The sequence below is a fragment of the Streptomyces lycii genome (assembly GCF_009735685.1).
Taxonomy (GTDB): domain Bacteria; phylum Actinomycetota; class Actinomycetes; order Streptomycetales; family Streptomycetaceae; genus Streptomyces; species Streptomyces lycii.
Map to the genome: position 1 here is coordinate 1 of NZ_WHPN01000157.1, position 18,119 is coordinate 18,119.

Consider the following 18,119-nt stretch of genomic DNA (forward strand, 5'->3'; position numbering starts at 1 on the left):
CGACGGCCGCCTCCATGGCGGGCAGCAGGGCGCGCAGCCGGGGGAGCGCGGTGGCCGTGAGGGAGCCGGCCGTGTGCCGGCCGGTGTTGGAGACCACGCTCACGCCGCAGATCCGGCGCCCGCCGGGATCCCGTACCGGCACGGCCACGGCGATCAGGCCCTGCTCCATCCGCTGGTCGTCCACGGCCCACTCGGGGGCGTCCCGCCCGAGGACCATCCCGGCGGCGCAGCGGTCGGCGGGCAGCAGGTCGCCGATGCGGAAGACGGGCGTCATGGCGCGGCGGCGGATGACCTGGGTGACGAAGCGGACCCCGGTGCCGTCCGGGACGGCGACCGAGACCGACTCGTCCAGCTCGTCGGCGAGCCGCTCGGCGAACGGCTCCAGCGCGTCGGCGATCCCGCAGCCCGCGAGATAGGCATTGCCGAACGCCAGCAGCCGCGGCGTGATCTCGACGTCCCGGCCCGCGGCGCGCAGCAGGTCCAGCCGGACGAGCGTGCCGACGACACGGTCGACGGTGGCCCGGGCCAGGCCGGTGGCGTGCACCAGGTCGCTCGGGCGCAGCCGGTGGCAGCCGGGCCGGGCCATCGCGCGCAGCACGGTCAGCCCCCGGACGAGCGGGCCGACCACGGGGGCCTCCCCGCCGGGCGGATCCGGCCCGCGGGCCGGTCCGGTCGCCGCGGTCTGCCGGTCGTCGCTGATCTCGCCCATGGTGCTCCCTCGGCGTCGGGTGGTGCCGGAAGCCCTGGTCCGGGAGCTGCCGGGAGTGTGCGGGGACCGTTGACAGCCGCGCCGGGGAGGCGCAGACTCAGCCCCGCCAGATTATGAACGATAGTTCACCCCGCGAACAAGTGAGAGGGCATGGCAGAAATCCGCACCCTGCACGACGCCGTCGCCGAACTGGTCCACGACGGCGACACGGTGGCCATGGAGGGCTTCACCCACCTGATCCCGTTCGCGGCCGCGCACGAGATCATCCGGCAGGGCATCACCGATCTCACCCTCGTCCGGATGACACCGGACGTCATCTACGACCAGCTCATCGGCGCCGGCCTGGTGAAGAAGCTGGTCTTCTCCTGGGGCGGCAACCCCGGCGTCGGCTCCCTGCACCGCTTCCGCGACGCCGTCGAGAACGGCTGGCCGCGCCCCCTCGAGATCGACGAGCACAGCCACGCCGGCATGGCCAACCGCTATGTCGCCGGTGCCTCCGGCCTGCCGTTCGCCGTGCTGCGCGGCTACCGGGGGAGCGACATCCCGGAGCGCACGGACACGGTCTCCACGGTGACCTGCCCGTTCACCGGCGAGGAGCTGGCCGCCGTGCGGGCGGTCAACCCGGACGTCACCGTCATCCACGCCCAGCAGGCCGACCACGACGGCAACGTCCAGCTGTGGGGCCTGACCGGGGTCCAGAAGGAGGCGGCGCTCGCCGCCCGGCGCGTCCTGGTCACCGTCGAGGAGATCGTCGACGAGCTGACGCCCCGGCCCACCGGTGTCGTCCTCCCCGGCTGGGCCGTCACCGCCGTCGCCCCGGCGCCGGACGGCGCCCACCCCTCGTATGCCGCCGGTTACTCCGTCCGCGACAACGCCTTCTACCAGGCGTGGGACCCGATCTCCCGGGACCGGGACGCCTTCCGGAAGTGGATCGAGGAACACGTGCACGACAGGAGCCAGGCCCGATGACCACCGCCCCGCGAGCCGCGGCCGCCACCGAGGTGACGCCCGACGAGCTGATGACCGTCAACGCCGCCCGCGCCCTGGCCGGCGCGCGCACCTGTTTCGTCGGCATCGGACTGCCCAGCACCGCGGCCAACCTCTCGCGGCGCACCGACAACCCGGACCTCGTCCTCGTCTACGAATCCGGCACGCTCGGCTCGAAGCCGACCCGGCTGCCGCTGTCCATCGGCGACGGCGAACTCGCCGACACCGCCGACGCGGTCGTCTCCGTCCCGGAGATCTTCAACTACTGGCTCCAGGCCGGCCGGATCGACGTCGGCTTCCTCGGCGCCGCGCAGACCGACCGCTACGCCAACATCAACACCACCGTCGTCGACCGCGGCCCCGGCCGCCCCGAGGGCCGGCTGCCCGGCGCGGGCGGCGCCCCCGAGATCGCCGCCAACTGCGGCCGGGTCCTGATGGTGCTCCGCCACTCCACCCGGAACTTCGTGGAGAAGCTCGACTTCACCACCACCGTCGGCCACGGCAGCGGCCCCGGTGACCGCGAACGGCTCGGGCTCCGCGGCCGCGGCCCGACGGCCGTCATCACCGACCTCGGCATCCTGCGGCCCGACCCGGAGACCGCGGAGCTCGTCCTGACCGAGGTCCACCCGGGCGTCACCACCGACCGGGTCCGGGCCGCCACCGGCTGGGAACTCCGGGTCGCGGACCGGGTGACGGCCACCGCGCCGCCCACGGAGGCGGAGATCACCGCCCTGCGGACGCTGAAGAACGCCGGAAGGAGTGCCGCATGACCACCTCCCGCCCCGCCCCGGTGCCGGCCGCCGCGCAGCCGCCCGCCGCCGTGCCCGCCCAGGCCGCACCGCCGCTTCTCCAGTCCGACATCGACCGCGAGGTGGCCGAGCGGCAGGCGGCCTACGAGAAGGCCCGCGCGGCCGGGGCGCCCGTCGCCCACCATCCGCCGCGCGACTACCTCCCGTACCGCAGCAGCGCCCTGCGCCACCCGCGGCAGCCGCCGGCCGCGGTCAGCGGCGACCCGGACACGGCCGAGCTGCACGGCCCGGTCTTCGGTGCCACCGACGTCACCGAGCTGGACGCCGACCTGACCCGGCAGCACCAGGGCGAGCCGCTCGGCGAGCGCATCACCGTCACCGGCCGGGTGCTGGACCGCGACGGCCGCCCGGTGCGCGGCCAGCTCGTCGAGGTCTGGCAGGCCAACGCCTCCGGCCGCTACGCGCACCAGCGCGACCAGCACCCCGCGCCGCTCGACCCCAACTTCACCGGCGTCGGCCGCTGCCTCACCGACGACGACGGCACCTACACCTTCACCACCGTGAAGCCCGGCGCCTATCCCTGGCGCAACCACCTGAACGCCTGGCGGCCCGCGCACATCCACTTCTCCTTCTTCGGCACCGCCTTCACCCAGCGGCTGGTGACGCAGATGTACTTCCCCGGCGACCCGCTCTTCCGGTACGACCCGATCCTCTCCTCCGTCACGGACACCTCCGCGCGGGAACGCCTCGTCGCCGCCTACGACCACGGACTGTCCAGTCCCGAGTGGTCCCTCGGCTACCGCTGGGACGTCGTCCTCGACGGACCGTCCGCCACCTGGATCGAGGAGGGCCGCTGATGACCGCGACACCCCCGCTGCCGCCCACCCCGTCGCAGACCGTGGGCCCCTTCTACGGCTACGCGCTGCCGTTCGCCGGCGGTGGCGACGTGGCGCCGGCCGGGCACCCCGACACCATCACCGTCCACGGCCGGGTGTTCGACGGCGCCGGTGCTCCCGTGCCCGACGCGCTGCTGGAGTTCTGGCAGGCCGGACCGGACGGCTCGCTCGCCGGCGCCCCCGGTTCGCTGCGCCGCGACCCCGTCACCGGCGCGGTCGTCGGACGCGACGGTGTGGAGTTCACCGGCTTCGCCCGGGTCCCCACCGACGCGGACGGCCACTACGCGCTGCGGACCCTGCCGCCCGGCGGCGACGCGCCGTACCTGTCGGTGTGCGTCTTCGCGCGCGGGCTGATGCACCATCTGTTCACCCGGGCCTATCTCCGGGAGGACGCCGGGGACGCGCTGCTGGCCGGACTTGAGCCCGGGCGCCGCGCGACCCTGATCGCCGCCGCCGAACCCGGACGGCACCGCACGTACCGCTTCGACATCCGCCTCCAGGGCGACGAGGAGACGGTCTTCCTTGAGTACGTCTGACCCCGCGGACCGGCCCGCGGACCCGCCCGCGGCGACGGGCGAGCGCTCCGCCGAGGACACCGGGCTGCTCTCCCCGGTACGCGCCGGGACCGCCGTCGAGGCGGCGACCGGCGACCGCGCCTGGCTGGCCGCCATGCTCGACGCGGAGGCCGCGCTCACCCGCGCGCAGGCCGCGCTCGGACTGGCGCCGCGCGCGGCGGCGGAGAGCGTGGGCCGGGCGGCCCGCGAGGGCGCCTTCGACGCCCGGGACCTGGCCGTCCGCGCCCGGGCGGGCGGCAACCCCGTCATCCCGCTGGTCCGTGACCTGACCGACGCGGTGGGCCGGGCGGACCCCGGCGCGGCCCCGTACGTGCACCGGGGCGCCACCAGCCAGGACATCCTGGACACCGCCTCCATGCTGGTGGCCTCCCGTGCCCTGCCGGTGATCCTGGCCGACCTGGTACGCGCCGCCGACGCCCTCGGCCGGCTCGCCGCCAGGCACCGGGACACCCCGATGCCCGGCCGCACCCTCACCCAGCACGCCGTTCCCACCACCTTCGGCCTCAAGGCCGCGGGCTGGCGCTCACTGCTGCTGGACGCCCACGACCGGCTGGCGGCCGTGCTGGCGGACGGCCTCCCCGCGCAACTCGGCGGCGCCGCGGGCACCCTGGCCGCGTTCGGCGCGTACGCGGCGGCCGAGGGCGACGGTGGCGGTGGCGGCGGTGACCGGTACAGCGGCCGTGATCACGCCGACGCCGACGGCGTACCGGACGGTCCGCCCGGCCCGGACGGCCCCGCCGCCCGGGCCGGTACGGCCCCCACGGGCGGCCCCGGCACACGGCTCGTGTCCCGGTTCGCCCGCGAACTCGGCCTCGCCGAGCCCGAGCTGCCCTGGCACACGCTGCGCACCCCGGTCGCCGACCTCGGCTCGGCCCTGGCCTTCGCCGCCGGGGCACTCGGCAAGCTCGCGGCCGATGTCCTCGTGCTCTCCCGCACGGAGGCCGGGGAGGTCGCCGAGGGCACCGGCGGCGGCTCCTCCGCGATGCCGCACAAGGCCAACCCCGCCCGCGCCGTGCTCATCGCCTCCGCCGCCCGGCAGGTCCCCGCGCACGCCGCCGTCCTGTGCGGGGCGCTCGCCGCCGAGGACGAGCGGCCCGGCGGCGCCTGGCACGCCGAGTGGCAGCCGCTGCGGGAGGCGCTGCGCCTCACCGGCGGCGCCGCCGAAGCCGCCGCCGGACTCGCCGAGGGCCTCCGCGTCCGGCCCGCGCGGATGCGGGCGAACCTCGGCCTCACCGGCGGCCTCGTCGTGTCCGAACGGCTCGCCGTCGAACTCGCCCCGCTGCTCGGCCGGGAGCGGGCGAAACGGCTGCTCGCGGACGCGGCCCGGCAGGTCGCCGAGGAGGGCGCCGAGCTGCGCCGGGCGCTGTACGCCGAGCCGGAGGTGCGGGAGGCGCTGACCGAGGAGCGGCTGCGGGAACTCACCGACCCCGCCCGGTACACCGGCGAGGCCGCCGGGCTGACGGACCGGGCACTGCGCCGTACCCCGGCCCCCGCGGCACCGCGTCCGCACACCCCTCCGCCCCCGGCCCGCCAGGAGAGAGCATGACCGCGCCCCGGGCACCGCACCACCGGCTCGACGGGCCGGAGTCGGCGCCGCCGCTGATACTCGGCCCGTCGCTCGGCACCTCGCTCGCCGTCTGGCAGCCCCAGCTCCCCGGACTGACACGCGGCCACCGGGTGCTGCGCTGGGACCTGCCGGGGCACGGCGGGAGCCCGGCGGACCTGCTGCCGGGCGAGGAGGCCACGGTCGGCCGCCTCGCCGGGCTGGTGCTCGCCGCCGCCGACCGGCAGGGCTGGGACCGTTTCGGATACGCCGGGATCTCCCTCGGCGGCGCGGTCGGCGCGTATCTCGCCGCACACCACCCCGAACGCGTCGAGGCACTGGCGGTGGTCTGTTCCTCGGCCCGTTTCGGCGAGCCCTCCGGCTGGCACGACCGGGCCCGGCTCGTCCGCGAACGGGGCACCGCGCCCCTGCTGGAAACAGCTCCCGGCCGCTGGTTCGCCGACCCCGCCGCCACCGCCCGGACCCCCTGGGGTGCCACCGTGCTCGACGACCTCGCCGAGACCGACCCGCGCGGCTACGCGGCCTGCTGCGAGGCGCTCGCCGGTTACGACCTCCGGGACCGGCTCGCCGGCATCGCGGCCCCGACCCTCGTCGTCGCGGGCCGGGACGACCCGGCGACCCCGCCGCCGCACGCGCGCGAACTGGCCGACGGCATCCCCGGCGCCGACCTCCTCGAACTCGCCCGGGCCGCGCACCTGGCGGGCATCGAACGGCCCGCCGCCGTGACCGCGGCCCTGGCCGCCCACTTCGCACCCGCCCCCGCGGCGGACCCCCGTCCCACAGACCCGAGAGGCAACTGATGCGTACCACGGTCGGCATCATCGGCGGCGGGCCCGCCGGACTCCTGCTCGCGCGGCTGCTGCACCGCGCCGGCATCGACTCGGTCGTCCTGGAGAACCGCGACCGCGCCTACGTCGAACAGCGGCAGCGCGCCGGCATCCTCGAACAGGGCACCGTGGACGCCCTGCGCGCCTGCGGAGCGGGCGCCCGCATGGACCGTGAGGGACTGGAACACCACGGCATCGAACTGCGCTTCGACCGCCGCGGCCACCGGATCGACTTCCCGGCGCTCACCGGCGGCCGCAGCGTCATGGTGTACGCGCAGACGGAGGTCGTGAAGGACCTCGTCGCGCTCCAGCTCGCCGAGGGCGGCCCGCTGCTGTTCGAGGCGCGGGCGCTGGCCGTGGAAGGGGCGGACACCGGCAGCCCCGTCGTCCGCTACACGCACCGGGGCCGGGAGCAGACCCTCTCCTGCGACGTGGTCGTCGGCTGCGACGGCTTCCACGGCATCGCCCGGAGCGCGATACCCGAGGCGGCGCGCCGCACCTACGAGCGCACGTATCCGTACTCCTGGCTGGGCATCCTGGCCGACGTCCCGCCCTCCTGCGACGAGCTGATCTACGCGCACTCGCCGCGCGGTTTCGCCCTGCACAGCATGCGCACCCCGTCCGTCAGCCGGCTCTATCTCCAGGTGCCGAACGGCACCGATCCGGCCGACTGGTCCGAGGAGCGGATCTGGGAGGAACTGGACGCCCGGTTCGCCGTCGACACCGACTGGACACTGGAGCGCGGGCCCATCACGGCGAAGTCCGTCACACCGATGCGGAGCTGGGTCACCGAGCCGATGCGGCACGGCAGCCTCTTCCTCGCGGGCGACGCCGCGCACATCGTGCCGCCCACCGGCGCGAAGGGCCTCAATCTGGCCGTCTCGGACGTCGTCGTCCTCGCCCGGGCGCTCGAGCACCGGCAGCGGACGGGCTCGGCGGAGCTGCTCGACGCGTACTCCGACACCTGCCTGCGCCGGGTCTGGCGGGCCGAGCACTTCTCGTACTTCATGACGACCGCGCTGCACACCGACCCGGAGCAGAGCGACTTCGACGGCCGGCTCCAGCTGGCCCAGCTGCACCGGATCGCCGACTCCACGGCCGCGGCCACCGAACTCGCCGAGAACTACACGGGGCTGCCCATCCGGTGACACGCCGGACCGGCCGCCCCGGTCCGTCCCCGTTCCGCCTCGGTCCGTCCCGCCCCGTCCGGCGCCCCCGCCCCGGTCCGGCGCGTCCCGGTGCGGAATGTTCTGCTCCGGGATGTCCCGCCGCGCGGCGCCGCGGACCGGGCGGCGCGACGGCCGGTCCGCGGCCTGTTCCGCCGGGCTCAGTCCGCCGCGGTGACCGCGCTGCCCGCCGGGTCGTCCAGCACCCGCTGCCGTACGGAGTGCGCGGCGCCCAGGAGCGGCCCGTCGCGGCCGAGGCCGGAGACCACGATCTCGCCGTAGGAGGCGCGTGAGGGGTCCGCGACCCGGCGGCGCAGCTCCCGCTCGGCCGCGGGGAGCAGCCACGGGGCGAATCCGGCCAGCGCGCCGCCGAGCACCACCGTCTCCGGGTCCAGCAGGTTCACCACCCCGGCGAGGGCCGTGCCGAGCGCCGCGCCCGCGCCCCGCAGCGCCCGGTGCACCGCGCGGTCGCCGTCGGCCGCCCGTGCCCGCAGCACCGCGGCGCCCGCGCTGCCCCGCTGCTCGATCCCGGCGGCCCGTATCACCGCCTCCTCACCGGCGTACTGCTCCAGACAGCCCCGGCCCCCGCACACGCACGGGCGCCCCTCCGGGCGGACCGGCACATGGCCGAGTTCGCCCGCGAAACCGTGCGCCCCGCGCAGCAGGGCGCCGTCCACCACCACCGCGGCACCGATGCCGATCTCGGCGGAGACGTGCACGAAGTCCCGGGGCGCCGGGCTGTGCCCGCCGAGCCACAGCTCGGCGAGGGCGCCGAGGTTGGCCTCGTTGTCCACGGCGACGGGCAGCGGGAGGTCCGCCGCGAGCGCCGCCGCGAGGTCGAGGTTCTGCCAGCCGAGGTTGGGCGCGCGGACGACGGTCGCCGCGTCCCGCGCCACCAGGCCGGGGACCGCGACCGTGACACCGGCCGGACGCAGCCCCTCGCGTTCCGCGTCCGCCGCCACCCGGGCGCACAGCCGCGCGAGACCGCGCAGCACCGGCCCGGTGGCGCTGCTGCGGTGCTCGGCCGGTTCCTCGGCCCGGACCCGGACCCGCCCGCGCAGGTCGACGGCGCAGACGGCGAGCCGGTCCACGCCGATCTCGGCACCGATGCCCGCGGGACCGTTCTCGCTCAGCGCGAGATCGCTGCCGGGGCGCCCGACGGTGCCGGCCCTGCTGCGGCCGAGTTCCACGAGCAGCCCGGCCCGGGCCAGTTCGTCGACGAGGGTCGACACGGCGGCCCGGGTCAGCCCGATGCGTGCGGCGACGGCCGCGCGCGACAGCGGCCCGTGTTCGGCCACGGCGTGCAGCACGAGGGAGAGATTGCGCTGCCGCATGGCCTGCTGGGTGTTCGCCTGAGCTGCCCCGTTCCGGTCACCGGGGGACGGTACGGCCACGGCCTCGTGCTCCTCTCGTCGCTGCGCACCGACCTTACGGGCGCCGCTCTCCGCGCGCCGCGCCGACGCCTGTGCCTGTGCCGTACGCCGCCCCGGGGGAGCCGGCTCCCGCGGCGGGGCCTGCCGGTGCCCGCCCCGTCCGGAGCCGGACAAGTCCGCGCCGGCCCCGCCGGGTGCCCGGACAAGTCCGCGCCGGTCCCGTCCGTGCCGGTCCCGGTACGGACGGCGCGCCGTCCGGCTCCCCGGTGCCGGTCAGACGCCCTGGAGCAGCGGACCCGCCGCGTCAAGGGTCGCCGCCAGCCGGGCCACGGCCTCCTCGTCCCGCCCGACCGCGTCGAAGAACTCGCCCCGGTCGGTGCCCCAGCGCTGGGCCACCTCCACCGGGTCCTCGCCGGTGAGCACGCCCGCGGCCTGCGCCGCCGCGCCCAGCGCGACCAGTTCCGAGGCGGCCGGTACCAGCACCGGGCGGCCCGACAGCCGCCGCACGGTCTCCCGCCACGCGACACCTCGCGCGCCGCCGCCGATGAGCAGAATCGGCGCGTCCGGGTCGGCGTCCGCGTCGAGCACCAGGTCCAGGGCCGCGAGCAGCGCGTACACCGCCCCGTCGTAGGCCGCCTGGAGCACCTGGCCGGCCGTCGTGTCGTGCCGCAGACCGTGCAGCAGCCCCGACGCGTACGGCAGGTTCGGCGTCCGCTCGCCGTCGAGGAACGGCAGCACGACCGCCGAGCCGCCCGGCTCCACCGACTCCCGGTCCAGCCCGAACAGCGCGGCGACGCGGTCCACGGCGAGGGTGCAGTTCAGCGTGCAGGCCAGCGGCAGCCAGTCGCCGTGCGCGGCGGCGAACCCGGAGACCGTGCCCGTCGGGTCGGACGGGCGCTGCCCGGCCACGGCGTACACGGTGCCGGAGGTGCCGAGGCTCAGCACGGGGCGGCCGGGCCGGAGGCCCAGCCCGAGCGCCGCTGCCATGTTGTCGCCGGTCCCGGCGGCCACCAGGGCCCCTCCCGGCAGCGGCAGGCCCTCCAGGTCCGCCCGCACCTCGCCCGCCGGCTCGCCCGGCGGCACGACCTCCGGGAGCAGCGCCGGGTCCAGCCCGACCAGGTCGAGGATCTCCTCGTCGTACGACCCGCCGGGCCCGCCGCTGCCGGTCCACCAGCCGGTGCCCGAGGCGTCACCCCGGTCCGTCGTGCCGCGCCCGGTCAGCCGGCCGGTGAGGTAGTCGTGCGGCAGCCGCACGGCCGCCGCGGCCTTGGCGGCCTCCGGCTCGTTCTCCATGAGCCAGGCCCACTTGGTGACGGTGAAGGCCGGGGCCGGGACCGAACCGGTCCGCCGCGCCCAGGCCTCGGCGCCGCCCAGCCGTTCCACGAGCCGGTCGCGCTGCGGCGCGGACCGCACGTCGTTCCAGAGCAGCGCCGGTCGCACCGGGCGGCCGGCGGTGTCGAGGGTGACGAGCCCGTGCTGCTGTCCGCCGACGGACACGGCACCCGCCCGCCGGGCCGCCTCGCCGCACTGGCGCAGCGCCTCGCCGAGCGCGTCCCACCACTGCTCGGGGTCGCTCTCCCGGCCCGCGCCGCCGGACACCCGGTGCGGCGCCTGGCCGCGCGCGACGACCTCGCCGGTGGCGACGTCGACGACCAGTGCCTTCGTGGACTGGGTGGAGCTGTCCACGCCCACGACGAACGGCCCGCCGCCGGACGGCTGCCCTCCCGTTGCTGTCATCGCGCGATCCCTTCCTCGTCTTACGGAGCCTTACGGAGCTTGTGGAGCCGTACGGAGCCTTGCGGAGGCCGTTGGTCCGGTGCCCGGGGTGTCCCCGGTCTTCCCTGTTCCGCTCCGGCATACTAATTTGTAAACAGCCATGACGAAATAGCGAGGGAGCCGCAATGAGCTACCAGCCCACCCCCGACGACGGATTCAGCTTCGGACTGTGGACCGTCGGCTGGACGGGCCGCGACCCGTTCGGTGACGCCACCCGGGCCGCCATCGACCCGGCCGACACCGTGCGGCGGCTCGCCGACCTCGGTGCGTACGGTGTCTCGTTCCACGACGACGACCTGATCCCCTTCGGCTCCTCGGACACCGAACGGGAGTCGCACATCAAGCGCTTCCGCCAGGCGCTCGACGCCACCGGCATGAAGGTCCCCGCGGCCACCACGAACCTCTTCACCCACCCCGTCTTCAAGGACGGCGGGTTCACCAACAACGACCGCGAGATCCGCCGCTTCGCGCTCCGCAAGGTCATCCGCAACATCGACCTGGCCGTCGAGCTCGGCGCCACGACCTATGTCGCCTGGGGCGGCCGCGAGGGCGCCGAGTCCGGCGCCGCCAAGGACGTCCGGGTCGCCCTGGACCGGATGAAGGAGGCGTTCGACCTCCTCGGCGACTACGTCACGGAGCAGGGCTACGACCTGCGCTTCGCGATCGAGCCCAAGCCGAACGAGCCGCGCGGCGACATCCTGCTGCCCACCGTCGGGCACGCGCTCGCCTTCATCGAGAAGCTGGAGCGCCCGGAGCTCTTCGGCGTCAACCCGGAGGTCGGCCACGAGCAGATGGCGGGCCTGAACTTCCCGCACGGCATCGCGCAGGCCCTGTGGGCGGAGAAGCTCTACCACATCGACCTCAACGGCCAGCACGGCATCAAGTACGACCAGGACCTCCGCTTCGGCGCGGGCGACGTGCGGGCCGCCTTCTGGCTCGTCGACCTGCTGGAGACGGCCGGCTACTCCGGCCCGAAGGTCTTCGACTTCAAGCCGCCGCGCACCGAGGACTACGACGGCGTGTGGGAGTCCGCCGCCGGCTGCATGCGCAACTACCTGATCCTCAAGGAGCGTGCCGCCTCGTTCCGGGCCGACCCGGACGTGCAGGAGGCGCTGCGCGACTCCCGGCTCGACCAGCTCGCGCAGCCGACCCTCGGCGAGGGCGAGACGCTCGCCGGGCTGCTGGCGGACCGCACCGCGTTCGAGACCTTCGACGTGGACTCGGCGGCCGCGCGCGGCATGGCGTTCGAGCGGCTGGACCAGCTGGCGATGGACCACCTGCTGGGCGCCCGGGGCTGACCCTGGCGAAGGACCCGGGCCGGCCCGGGTCCGTCCGGACGACGACGGACGAGGGGCGTGCACGGTCATCCGTGCACGCCCCTCGGGCTGTCCGGGCACCGCGTCGGCTGCCCTCGCCCGGCCTCGGACCGCGCCGCGGCCTGCCCGCCCCTCAGTCCCCGGAGACGCCGCCCGGCCCCGGAGCTGTCGTCGCCATGACTGCCGTCTCCGCCATCGCTGCCATCGCCGCGGCCGGGTCGCCCGCGGCCGGGCCCGCCGGGCTCCAGCGGCTCCCGTCCCGCCGGTACGGCCACCAGCGGCCGTCACGTCCCAGCCGCAGCTGTGCCGGGACACCGGCCGCGGTCCACCGGTTGCCGGCCGGCCGCAGGGCGGGCGCGCCGCCCGTCCCCCCGGCCGCGCCGTCCGTCTCGTCCGCCCACCGCGCCAGCTGCTCCCGGGCGCGGGCCAGCAGCTCCGGCCCGGGCGTCCACTCCTCCTCCAGGACCGCCAGCGCGGCGGTCCCGCCCTGCTCCCAGGCCCGTACGGCGAGGGCGAGACCGGTCCGGTCGCGTCCGGAACCGGTGGCGAGGCGGGCGGTGATCCGGTCCCCGGGCCGCGCGGCGGCGAGGCGCACCGCGTCCTCGCCGACCGTGAGCACGGGCGGGACGGGACGCTTCTCGTGCCCCGGCGCAAGGGCGTCGGAGAGCAGCAGCCGGGCCCGCGCCGCCGCGTCGGCGGCGAGGAACTCCAGCGCCGTCACGTCGACCCCGGGCGCGGGCTCCGTGCCGCCGCCCAGGACCGGTGGCAGGCCGGGCTCCGCGACCCGGGGCGGCGGTTCCGGCAGCGGCGGGAGGATCTCCCGCGCGGCGAACGCCTCCGCGGCGGCGACCCCGTCCGGTGCCGCGCCGGCCGGGACCGCGTCCGGAACGGGACCGCCGCCCGAGGCAGCTGCCTCCGGCCCCCCGCGCTCCCGTGCCGGGGCCGCGTCCCGCGCGGCACGGACCGCGCTCAGCTCCTGCACCTCCTGCAGCAACCGGCGCTCACCGCGGCCGCGCATCAGCAGCAGCACGAACGGATCCTCGTCGAGCAGCCGCGCCACCTGATAGCACAGCGCGGTGGTGTGCATGCAGTGGTCCCAGGCGTCGCAGTCGCACTCCGGCTCCAGGTCACCGATCCCGGGCAGCAGCTCGACACCCGCCGCGGCGGCGTCCTCGACCAGCTGCGGCGGCATGTCCCGGTCCAGCAGCGCGGCCAGGTGCCCCGCCCGGTCGGCGACCATGCCGAGCAGCCGGTCCCAGTCCGCGCCGGAGAGTTCCGTCACCAGTACGTCGGAGCGGTGCGGGGTGTGGTCCCGGTCCCGGACCACGGCGGTGATCCGGCCGGGCCGTACGGACACCGCGCCCACCGCGCCCAGACGCGCGTACCGGCGGCCGATGGCGAGCTGCCCGGTGTCCAGCGCCGTGTCCTCCAGCGCCTTCAGCCACGCCCGGCCCCACCAGGTGCCGGCGAAGCCGCGGCCGCGGGCGGGCGGCAGGGCTGCGAAGGTCCGCTCGGGCCCCGCCTCCCCGCCGTCGTGGTCACCGGTCCCGAAGTCCTCGGACGCGCTCATGTCAGTCCCTCCGCAGCTCGACGAGATCGGCCAGTTCGGTGTCGGTCAGCTCGGTGAGCGCGGCCTCGCCGGAGTCCAGCACCGCGTCGGCCAACTCCCGCTTGCGGGCCAGCATGTCCGCGATCCGGTCCTCGACCGTGCCCTCGGTGACCATCCGGTGCACCTGGACGGGCCGGGTCTGCCCGATGCGGTACGCGCGGTCCGTGGCCTGCGCCTCCACGGCCGGGTTCCACCAGCGGTCGAAGTGCACGACATGCTCGGCGCGGGTGAGGTTCAGCCCCGTCCCGGCCGCCTTCAGCGACAACAGGAACACCGGTGCCCCGCCGTCCTGGAACGCGTGGACCATCTCCTCGCGCCGCGGCACCGGGGTGCCGCCGTGCAGGAAGAGCGTGCCGATCCCGCGGCCGGCCAGATGCTGCTCCAGCAGCCGGGCCATCTGCACGTACTGGGTGAAGACCAGCACGCTCGCGTCCTCCGCGAGGATCGTGTCCAGCAGCTCGTCCAGCAGTTCCAGTTTCCCGGACCGGCCGGGCAGCCGCGGCTGTTCCTCCTTGAGGTACTGCGCGGGGTGGTTGCAGATCTGCTTGAGCGAGGTCAGCAGGGACACGATCAGCCCGCGCCGGGCGAACCCGTCCGCGCCGGAGATCTCCGCGAGGGACTCGCGGACCACGGCCTCGTAGAGCCCCGCCTGTTCCGGGGTGAGCGCGACGGCGCGGTCGGTCTCCGTCTTCGGCGGCAGCTCCGGGGCGATGCCCGGGTCGCTCTTGCGGCGGCGCAGCAGGAAGGGGCGTACGAGCCGGGCCAGCCGGTCGGCGGCCGAGGGGTCCGCGCCGCTCTCGACGGCCTGCGCGTAGCGGCGCCGGAAGGTGCCGAGCCGGCCCAGCAGACCCGGAGTCGTCCAGTCCAGGACGGCCCACAGCTCGGAGAGGTTGTTCTCCACCGGGGTGCCGGTGAGCGCCACCCGGGCCCGCGCGCCGATGGTGCGCAGCTGCCGGGCCGTCGCGGAGAACGGGTTCTTCACGTGCTGCGCCTCGTCGGCGACGACCATGCCCCAGGGGCCGGCGTCCGCCAGCCGCCGGGCGTCCACCCGCATCGTGCCGTAGGTGGTGAGCACGAACTCGTCGGGAGCCAGGCCGTCCAGGCCGCGGGCGGCGCCGTGGTAGCGGCGGACCGGGGTGCCGGGGGCGAACTTCCCGATCTCCCGCTGCCAGTTGCCGAGCAGCGAGGCAGGGCAGACGACGAGGGTGGGGCCGGCCGTCTCCGGATCCTGCCGGCGGTGCAGATGCAGCGCGATCAAGGTGATCGTCTTGCCCAGGCCCATGTCGTCGGCCAGGCAGCAGCCCAGCCCGAGGGACGTCATCCGGTGCAGCCAGTCCAGGCCGCGCAGCTGGTAGTCGCGCAGTGTCGCGGCGAGCGCCGCCGGCTGCGGAACGGGCGTGTGGTCCGGGCGTTCCGGGTCGGCGAGCCGGTCCCGCAGGGCGGCCAGCGCCCCGCTCGGCACCACCTCCACCCGCTCGCCGCCGTCCTCGGCCTCACCGGTGAGCGCGGCGGACAGCGCCTCGACCGGTGTCAGCTTGCGGTCCTGGCGGTCGCGCGCCCGGCGCGCGGCGTCCGGGTCCACCAGGACCCACTGGTCGCGCAGCCGGACCAGGGGGCGGCCGGCCTCGGCGAGCCGGTCGAGTTCGTCGCGGGTCAGCTCCCGGCCGCCGACGGCGAACCGCCAGCTGAAACCGAGCAGCGCGTCCGCGGAGAGGAAGGACGGCAGGTCGGAGAGCGTTCTGCCGGGTCCCGCGCCGTCGTCCGGCGGGCCGACCACGGCCCGGGCCGTGAGTTCCCGGGCGAGTTCCTTCGGCCAGTGCACCCGGACCCCGGCGGCGGCCAGCGAACGTGCTCCTTCGCCGAGCAGTTCGGTGACCTCCTCGTCGGCGAGTTCGATCGCGTCCGGGACCGCGGCCGACAGCAGGGGCGCGAGCGGCGGCCAGGCACGGGCGGCACGGCGCAGGGTGAGCAGGGTGTCCGTCCGGGCGCGCGGCCCGAAGGCGGCACCGGCGGGGGCTCCGGTCCACACCTCGGCCGCGTCGGCGACGAGGGCGGGATCCGCCAGGCTGTGCAGCTGGAGGACCGCGCGGAAGGGGGGAACGGCCGCGCCGGCCGGCTCCGTTTCCGCCCCGCCGCCGGGCGGCCCGGCGACCGTCACCAGCCCGGGCAGCTCGACCCGGAGCGAGACCCGTACGCCCGCGTCGTGACCGGCCGCCACATCGGCGGCCCAGTCGCGCTGTTCGGGCAGACGGCTCGGCTTGCGGGCGGCGAAGGCCGGCCCGCCGGCGGCGAGCGCGGCGGCGGGGGAGCGGGGCAGGCCGTCGGCGACGGCGTCGAGGAACGCCCGCAGCAGCCGTTCGGGTTCGGGCAGCAGCAGCGGTTCCGCGCCGGGCAGCGGTACGGCGTGGGCGGCCGGCGGCATGGCGGCGGCCAGCTCCCGTACCCGGTGCAGGTCCTCGGGGGCCAGCGGACCGGCACGCCACGCGTCGTGGTCCGTGGCCGTGAGGCCGGGCAGCAGCCGGCCCCGCGCGGCGAGTTGCAGCGCGAGCACGGCCGCCGTGCCCCAGAAGGCGGCGGCCGGATCGGCGCCCGGGGGACCGGCGGCGTGCGCGGCCCGGGCCCGGGTCAGCACCGGTACGGCCCGGTCGACGGGGAGAAGCACGGCCCGGACGGGCCGGGTCACCACGCCGGGCCCGTCCGGCACCACGACCGTCAGGTCCTCGGGTGTTCCGGGGGCGGCGGCCGGCGCCTCGTCCGGGCGCTCCGGCTGCCAGAACGCGACACGGCCGGTACGGGCCGGATCGCCGGGCAGGAAGACGGCCGGACAGCGTACGAGCCCGGAGATCTCGGAGGGTGTTGCCGCGGGGAGCATGGTCACAGCGGGCGCGTTCCTCAAACTTGACTAGTGGCGACAGGGCTGGCCGAGGGTACCCGACGAGCCACGGTGCGTGCTCCGCTCCCGGCTGTGTCCTGCGTCACCGGGCCGTGTGTTCGGTCGATGCGGTCCCGGGGCCGGTGGGGGCATGGAACTGTGGGACGCGCACACCCGTTCACCCCACAGCGGCATCCGCCGCAGGAGGAGGCCAGGGGACATGTCGAAGAGAGCGAAAGTCGCCGCCGGGGGTGTCGCGGCGGGGCTCGTGCTGCTGTGGCTGCTGCCCTTCTGGGCGGCGCTGCTGGTCATCGTCGGCGTTCCGACCGCGGCGTATCTGACGCTGGACGAGTCGCAGCGGCGCCGGTTGAAGAGGGTGACCCGCAAGGAACTGGGCCGCTGAGAACCGGCGGCCGGGGCCGGCGGCCCGGCCGGCGGCCCCGGTGAGCCGTCCGCCGGACCGGCCCGGACCGCCCCGGACCGCCCCGGACAGGCCCGGACCGCCCCGGACCGCCACGGCTGACGGAGCGGGCCGGGCATCGGCCCCGGCCTGCCGGCCCCCGCCCGGCTCGCCGGGTGGGCGGATCCGCGCGTTGCCGGGAGGCCGGCCCTCCCGGGTGCCTGCGAACAACGCCCGCCGACCTGCGGGGACCCACTGCCGGGACGGTCGTGTGGCACCCGCGCGGGCGCGCGATCCGCTCCCTTGACGGGGGCGGGACCGGTCCCGTCACGGGTGCGAGGCTGCTTCGGTCACGGGTGCGAGGCCGCTTCCGTCACGGATGCGAGGCCGCTTCCGTCACGGGCGCGACACCGACCCGTGACGGGTGCGTGCGAGACCGGGCCCTCTCGCCGGTGCGTGATCCGGTCCGGCCACGGGCAGGTGATCCGGTCCGGCCATGAGACCGTGACCAGGTCCGGCCATGGGCACGTGATTCGGTCCGGCCATGGGTACCTGATCCGGCCGGGCCGGCCCGTCCCAACGCGCTTGTCCGCCCGTCCGAATGCGCTTGTCCGCCGTTCCCGCCCGGCTTACCGTGCCGCGGTGGACCTCTTCTCACGCTCGTGGGCCGCGCTGCGCGCGACGGTCGCCGCCCTCCCGGACGAGCACTTCGAGCAGCCGTCCGGCTGTACCGGCTGGCTCGTGCGGGACCTGGTGTGCCATCTCGTCATCGACGCCCAGGACGTTCTGATCACCCTGGTCACGCCCGCCGGAACCGCACCGACCGCGGACGCGGTCACCTACTGGGACGTCACCGGCACGCCGCCGACGGGCGAGGACCCGCTCGACGCGCTGATTCCCCGGCTGGCCGCCGCGTACGGCGAGCCGGGGCTGCTCAAGTTCCACCTCGACGACGTCGGTTCCGCCGCGGGCCGTGCCGCCGCGCTCGCCGACCCCGCCGTGTGCGTCGGCACCCGGGGCAAGGTGCTGACCATCGGCGACTACCTCTCCGCGTACGTGCTCGAATGGACGTTGCACCACCTCGACCTGATCGCGTGTCTTCCGCCTGCCGCCGGGCCGCCCGCCGAGACCCTCGCGGCGGCGCGCGCCTTGCTGGAGCAGATCGCCGGGAGCCCGTTTCCCGCCTCCTTCTCCGACCGGGACGTGCTGCTGGCCGGCACCGGACGCCGCGCCCCGACCGATGCGGAGCGGGCCGCGCTGGGCGGCCCAGCCGCGAAGCTGCCGTTCGTCCTGGGCTGAG

Annotated in this window: 15 protein-coding genes; 10 read left to right on the top strand and 5 right to left on the bottom strand. The window is 76.2% G+C overall.

Going from position 1 to position 18,119, the window contains the following annotated elements; genetic code table 11:
- Positions 1-709 (bottom strand): IclR family transcriptional regulator domain-containing protein (locus GCU69_RS06480; RefSeq protein WP_156205373.1); only part of this gene is annotated, 709 nt, incomplete at its 3' end.
- A gap of 150 nt (positions 710-859) precedes the next feature.
- Between GCU69_RS06480 and GCU69_RS06485 the strand changes: the two genes are divergently transcribed.
- Genes GCU69_RS06485 through GCU69_RS06515 form a run of 7 tightly spaced genes read left to right on the top strand, consistent with a single transcriptional unit; the run spans position 860 to position 7,455 of the window.
- Positions 860-1,678: a CoA transferase subunit A gene (locus GCU69_RS06485; protein WP_098750384.1), complete on the top strand. Its 819-nt coding sequence runs from the start codon at positions 860-862 to the stop codon at positions 1,676-1,678.
- The gene (locus GCU69_RS06490; RefSeq protein ID WP_098750383.1) at positions 1,675-2,466 is read left to right on the top strand and encodes a CoA-transferase subunit beta; all 792 of its coding nucleotides are present in this window, start codon (positions 1,675-1,677) and stop codon (positions 2,464-2,466) included. The genes GCU69_RS06485 and GCU69_RS06490 overlap by 4 nt, the downstream gene beginning before the upstream one ends.
- A complete protein-coding gene (pcaH, locus tag GCU69_RS06495) occupies positions 2,463-3,302 on the top strand; it encodes a protocatechuate 3,4-dioxygenase subunit beta (RefSeq protein ID WP_156205374.1) in 840 nt (279 codons plus the stop codon). The genes GCU69_RS06490 and pcaH overlap by 4 nt, the downstream gene beginning before the upstream one ends.
- Positions 3,302-3,877, top strand: a complete 576-nt coding sequence (gene pcaG, locus GCU69_RS06500) for a protocatechuate 3,4-dioxygenase subunit alpha (protein WP_098754479.1) — start codon at positions 3,302-3,304, stop codon at positions 3,875-3,877. Before pcaH ends, pcaG begins: the two co-directional genes overlap by 1 nt.
- Positions 3,864-5,462, top strand: a complete 1,599-nt coding sequence (locus GCU69_RS06505) for a class-II fumarase/aspartase family protein (protein WP_408055770.1) — start codon at positions 3,864-3,866, stop codon at positions 5,460-5,462. The genes pcaG and GCU69_RS06505 overlap by 14 nt, the downstream gene beginning before the upstream one ends.
- Positions 5,459-6,280, top strand: a complete 822-nt coding sequence (gene pcaD / locus GCU69_RS06510; RefSeq protein WP_098752252.1) for a 3-oxoadipate enol-lactonase — start codon at positions 5,459-5,461, stop codon at positions 6,278-6,280. The genes GCU69_RS06505 and pcaD overlap by 4 nt, the downstream gene beginning before the upstream one ends.
- Positions 6,280-7,455, top strand: a complete 1,176-nt coding sequence (locus GCU69_RS06515; protein WP_098752251.1) for a 4-hydroxybenzoate 3-monooxygenase — start codon at positions 6,280-6,282, stop codon at positions 7,453-7,455. The genes pcaD and GCU69_RS06515 overlap by 1 nt, the downstream gene beginning before the upstream one ends.
- Positions 7,456-7,634: 179 nt before the next feature.
- On the opposite strand, the gene GCU69_RS06520 is transcribed toward GCU69_RS06515, so the two are convergent.
- Together GCU69_RS06520 and xylB are read right to left on the bottom strand one after the other, a co-directional pair.
- Entirely contained in the window at positions 7,635-8,807 is a 1,173-nt protein-coding gene (locus GCU69_RS06520; protein WP_098750526.1) for an ROK family transcriptional regulator, read from the bottom strand.
- Positions 8,808-9,119: 312 nt separating this feature from the next.
- Positions 9,120-10,583 (bottom strand): xylulokinase, encoded by a 1,464-nt coding sequence (xylB, locus tag GCU69_RS06525; protein WP_156205375.1) that lies wholly within the window; start codon positions 10,581-10,583, stop codon positions 9,120-9,122.
- Between the two features lie 164 nt (positions 10,584-10,747).
- Here xylB and xylA point away from each other — a divergent pair, with 164 nt between their 5' ends.
- Positions 10,748-11,920 carry a xylose isomerase gene (gene xylA, locus GCU69_RS06530; RefSeq protein ID WP_098750523.1) on the top strand — a complete coding sequence of 391 codons (1,173 nt, stop codon included), beginning with the start codon at positions 10,748-10,750 and terminating at the stop codon, positions 11,918-11,920.
- 151 nt (positions 11,921-12,071) lie between these two features.
- On the opposite strand, the gene GCU69_RS06535 is transcribed toward xylA, so the two are convergent.
- Positions 12,072-13,508 carry an SWIM zinc finger family protein gene (locus GCU69_RS06535; RefSeq protein WP_156205376.1) on the bottom strand — a complete coding sequence of 479 codons (1,437 nt, stop codon included), beginning with the start codon at positions 13,506-13,508 and terminating at the stop codon, positions 12,072-12,074.
- Between the two features lies 1 nt (position 13,509).
- Complete coding sequence (locus GCU69_RS06540; protein WP_235978281.1) at positions 13,510-16,425, bottom strand: DEAD/DEAH box helicase; 2,916 nt, start codon at positions 16,423-16,425, stop codon at positions 13,510-13,512.
- A gap of 214 nt (positions 16,426-16,639) precedes the next feature.
- Here GCU69_RS06540 and GCU69_RS06545 point away from each other — a divergent pair, with 214 nt between their 5' ends.
- Complete coding sequence (locus GCU69_RS06545; protein WP_098750521.1) at positions 16,640-16,822, top strand: hypothetical protein; 183 nt, start codon at positions 16,640-16,642, stop codon at positions 16,820-16,822.
- Between the two features lie 639 nt (positions 16,823-17,461).
- The gene (locus GCU69_RS06550) at positions 17,462-18,118 is read left to right on the top strand and encodes a maleylpyruvate isomerase N-terminal domain-containing protein (RefSeq protein WP_098750520.1); all 657 of its coding nucleotides are present in this window, start codon (positions 17,462-17,464) and stop codon (positions 18,116-18,118) included.
- Position 18,119: the final 1 nt, after the last annotated feature.

Bases quoted from the DNA above. Each gene is read 5' to 3' on its own strand.
- GCU69_RS06485 (WP_098750384.1), top strand. From the start codon at position 860: ATGGCAGAAATCCGCACCCTGCACGACGCCGTCGCCGAACTGGTCCAC.
- GCU69_RS06490 (WP_098750383.1), top strand. From the start codon at position 1,675: ATGACCACCGCCCCGCGAGCCGCGGCCGCCACCGAGGTGACGCCCGAC.
- pcaH (WP_156205374.1), top strand. From the start codon at position 2,463: ATGACCACCTCCCGCCCCGCCCCGGTGCCGGCCGCCGCGCAGCCGCCC.
- pcaG (WP_098754479.1), top strand. From the start codon at position 3,302: ATGACCGCGACACCCCCGCTGCCGCCCACCCCGTCGCAGACCGTGGGC.
- pcaD (WP_098752252.1), top strand. From the start codon at position 5,459: ATGACCGCGCCCCGGGCACCGCACCACCGGCTCGACGGGCCGGAGTCG.
- GCU69_RS06515 (WP_098752251.1), top strand. From the start codon at position 6,280: ATGCGTACCACGGTCGGCATCATCGGCGGCGGGCCCGCCGGACTCCTG.
- GCU69_RS06520 (WP_098750526.1), bottom strand. From the start codon at position 8,807: ATGCGGCAGCGCAATCTCTCCCTCGTGCTGCACGCCGTGGCCGAACAC.
- xylB (WP_156205375.1), bottom strand. From the start codon at position 10,583: ATGACAGCAACGGGAGGGCAGCCGTCCGGCGGCGGGCCGTTCGTCGTG.
- xylA (WP_098750523.1), top strand. From the start codon at position 10,748: ATGAGCTACCAGCCCACCCCCGACGACGGATTCAGCTTCGGACTGTGG.
- GCU69_RS06535 (WP_156205376.1), bottom strand. From the start codon at position 13,508: ATGAGCGCGTCCGAGGACTTCGGGACCGGTGACCACGACGGCGGGGAG.
- GCU69_RS06545 (WP_098750521.1), top strand. From the start codon at position 16,640: ATGTCGAAGAGAGCGAAAGTCGCCGCCGGGGGTGTCGCGGCGGGGCTC.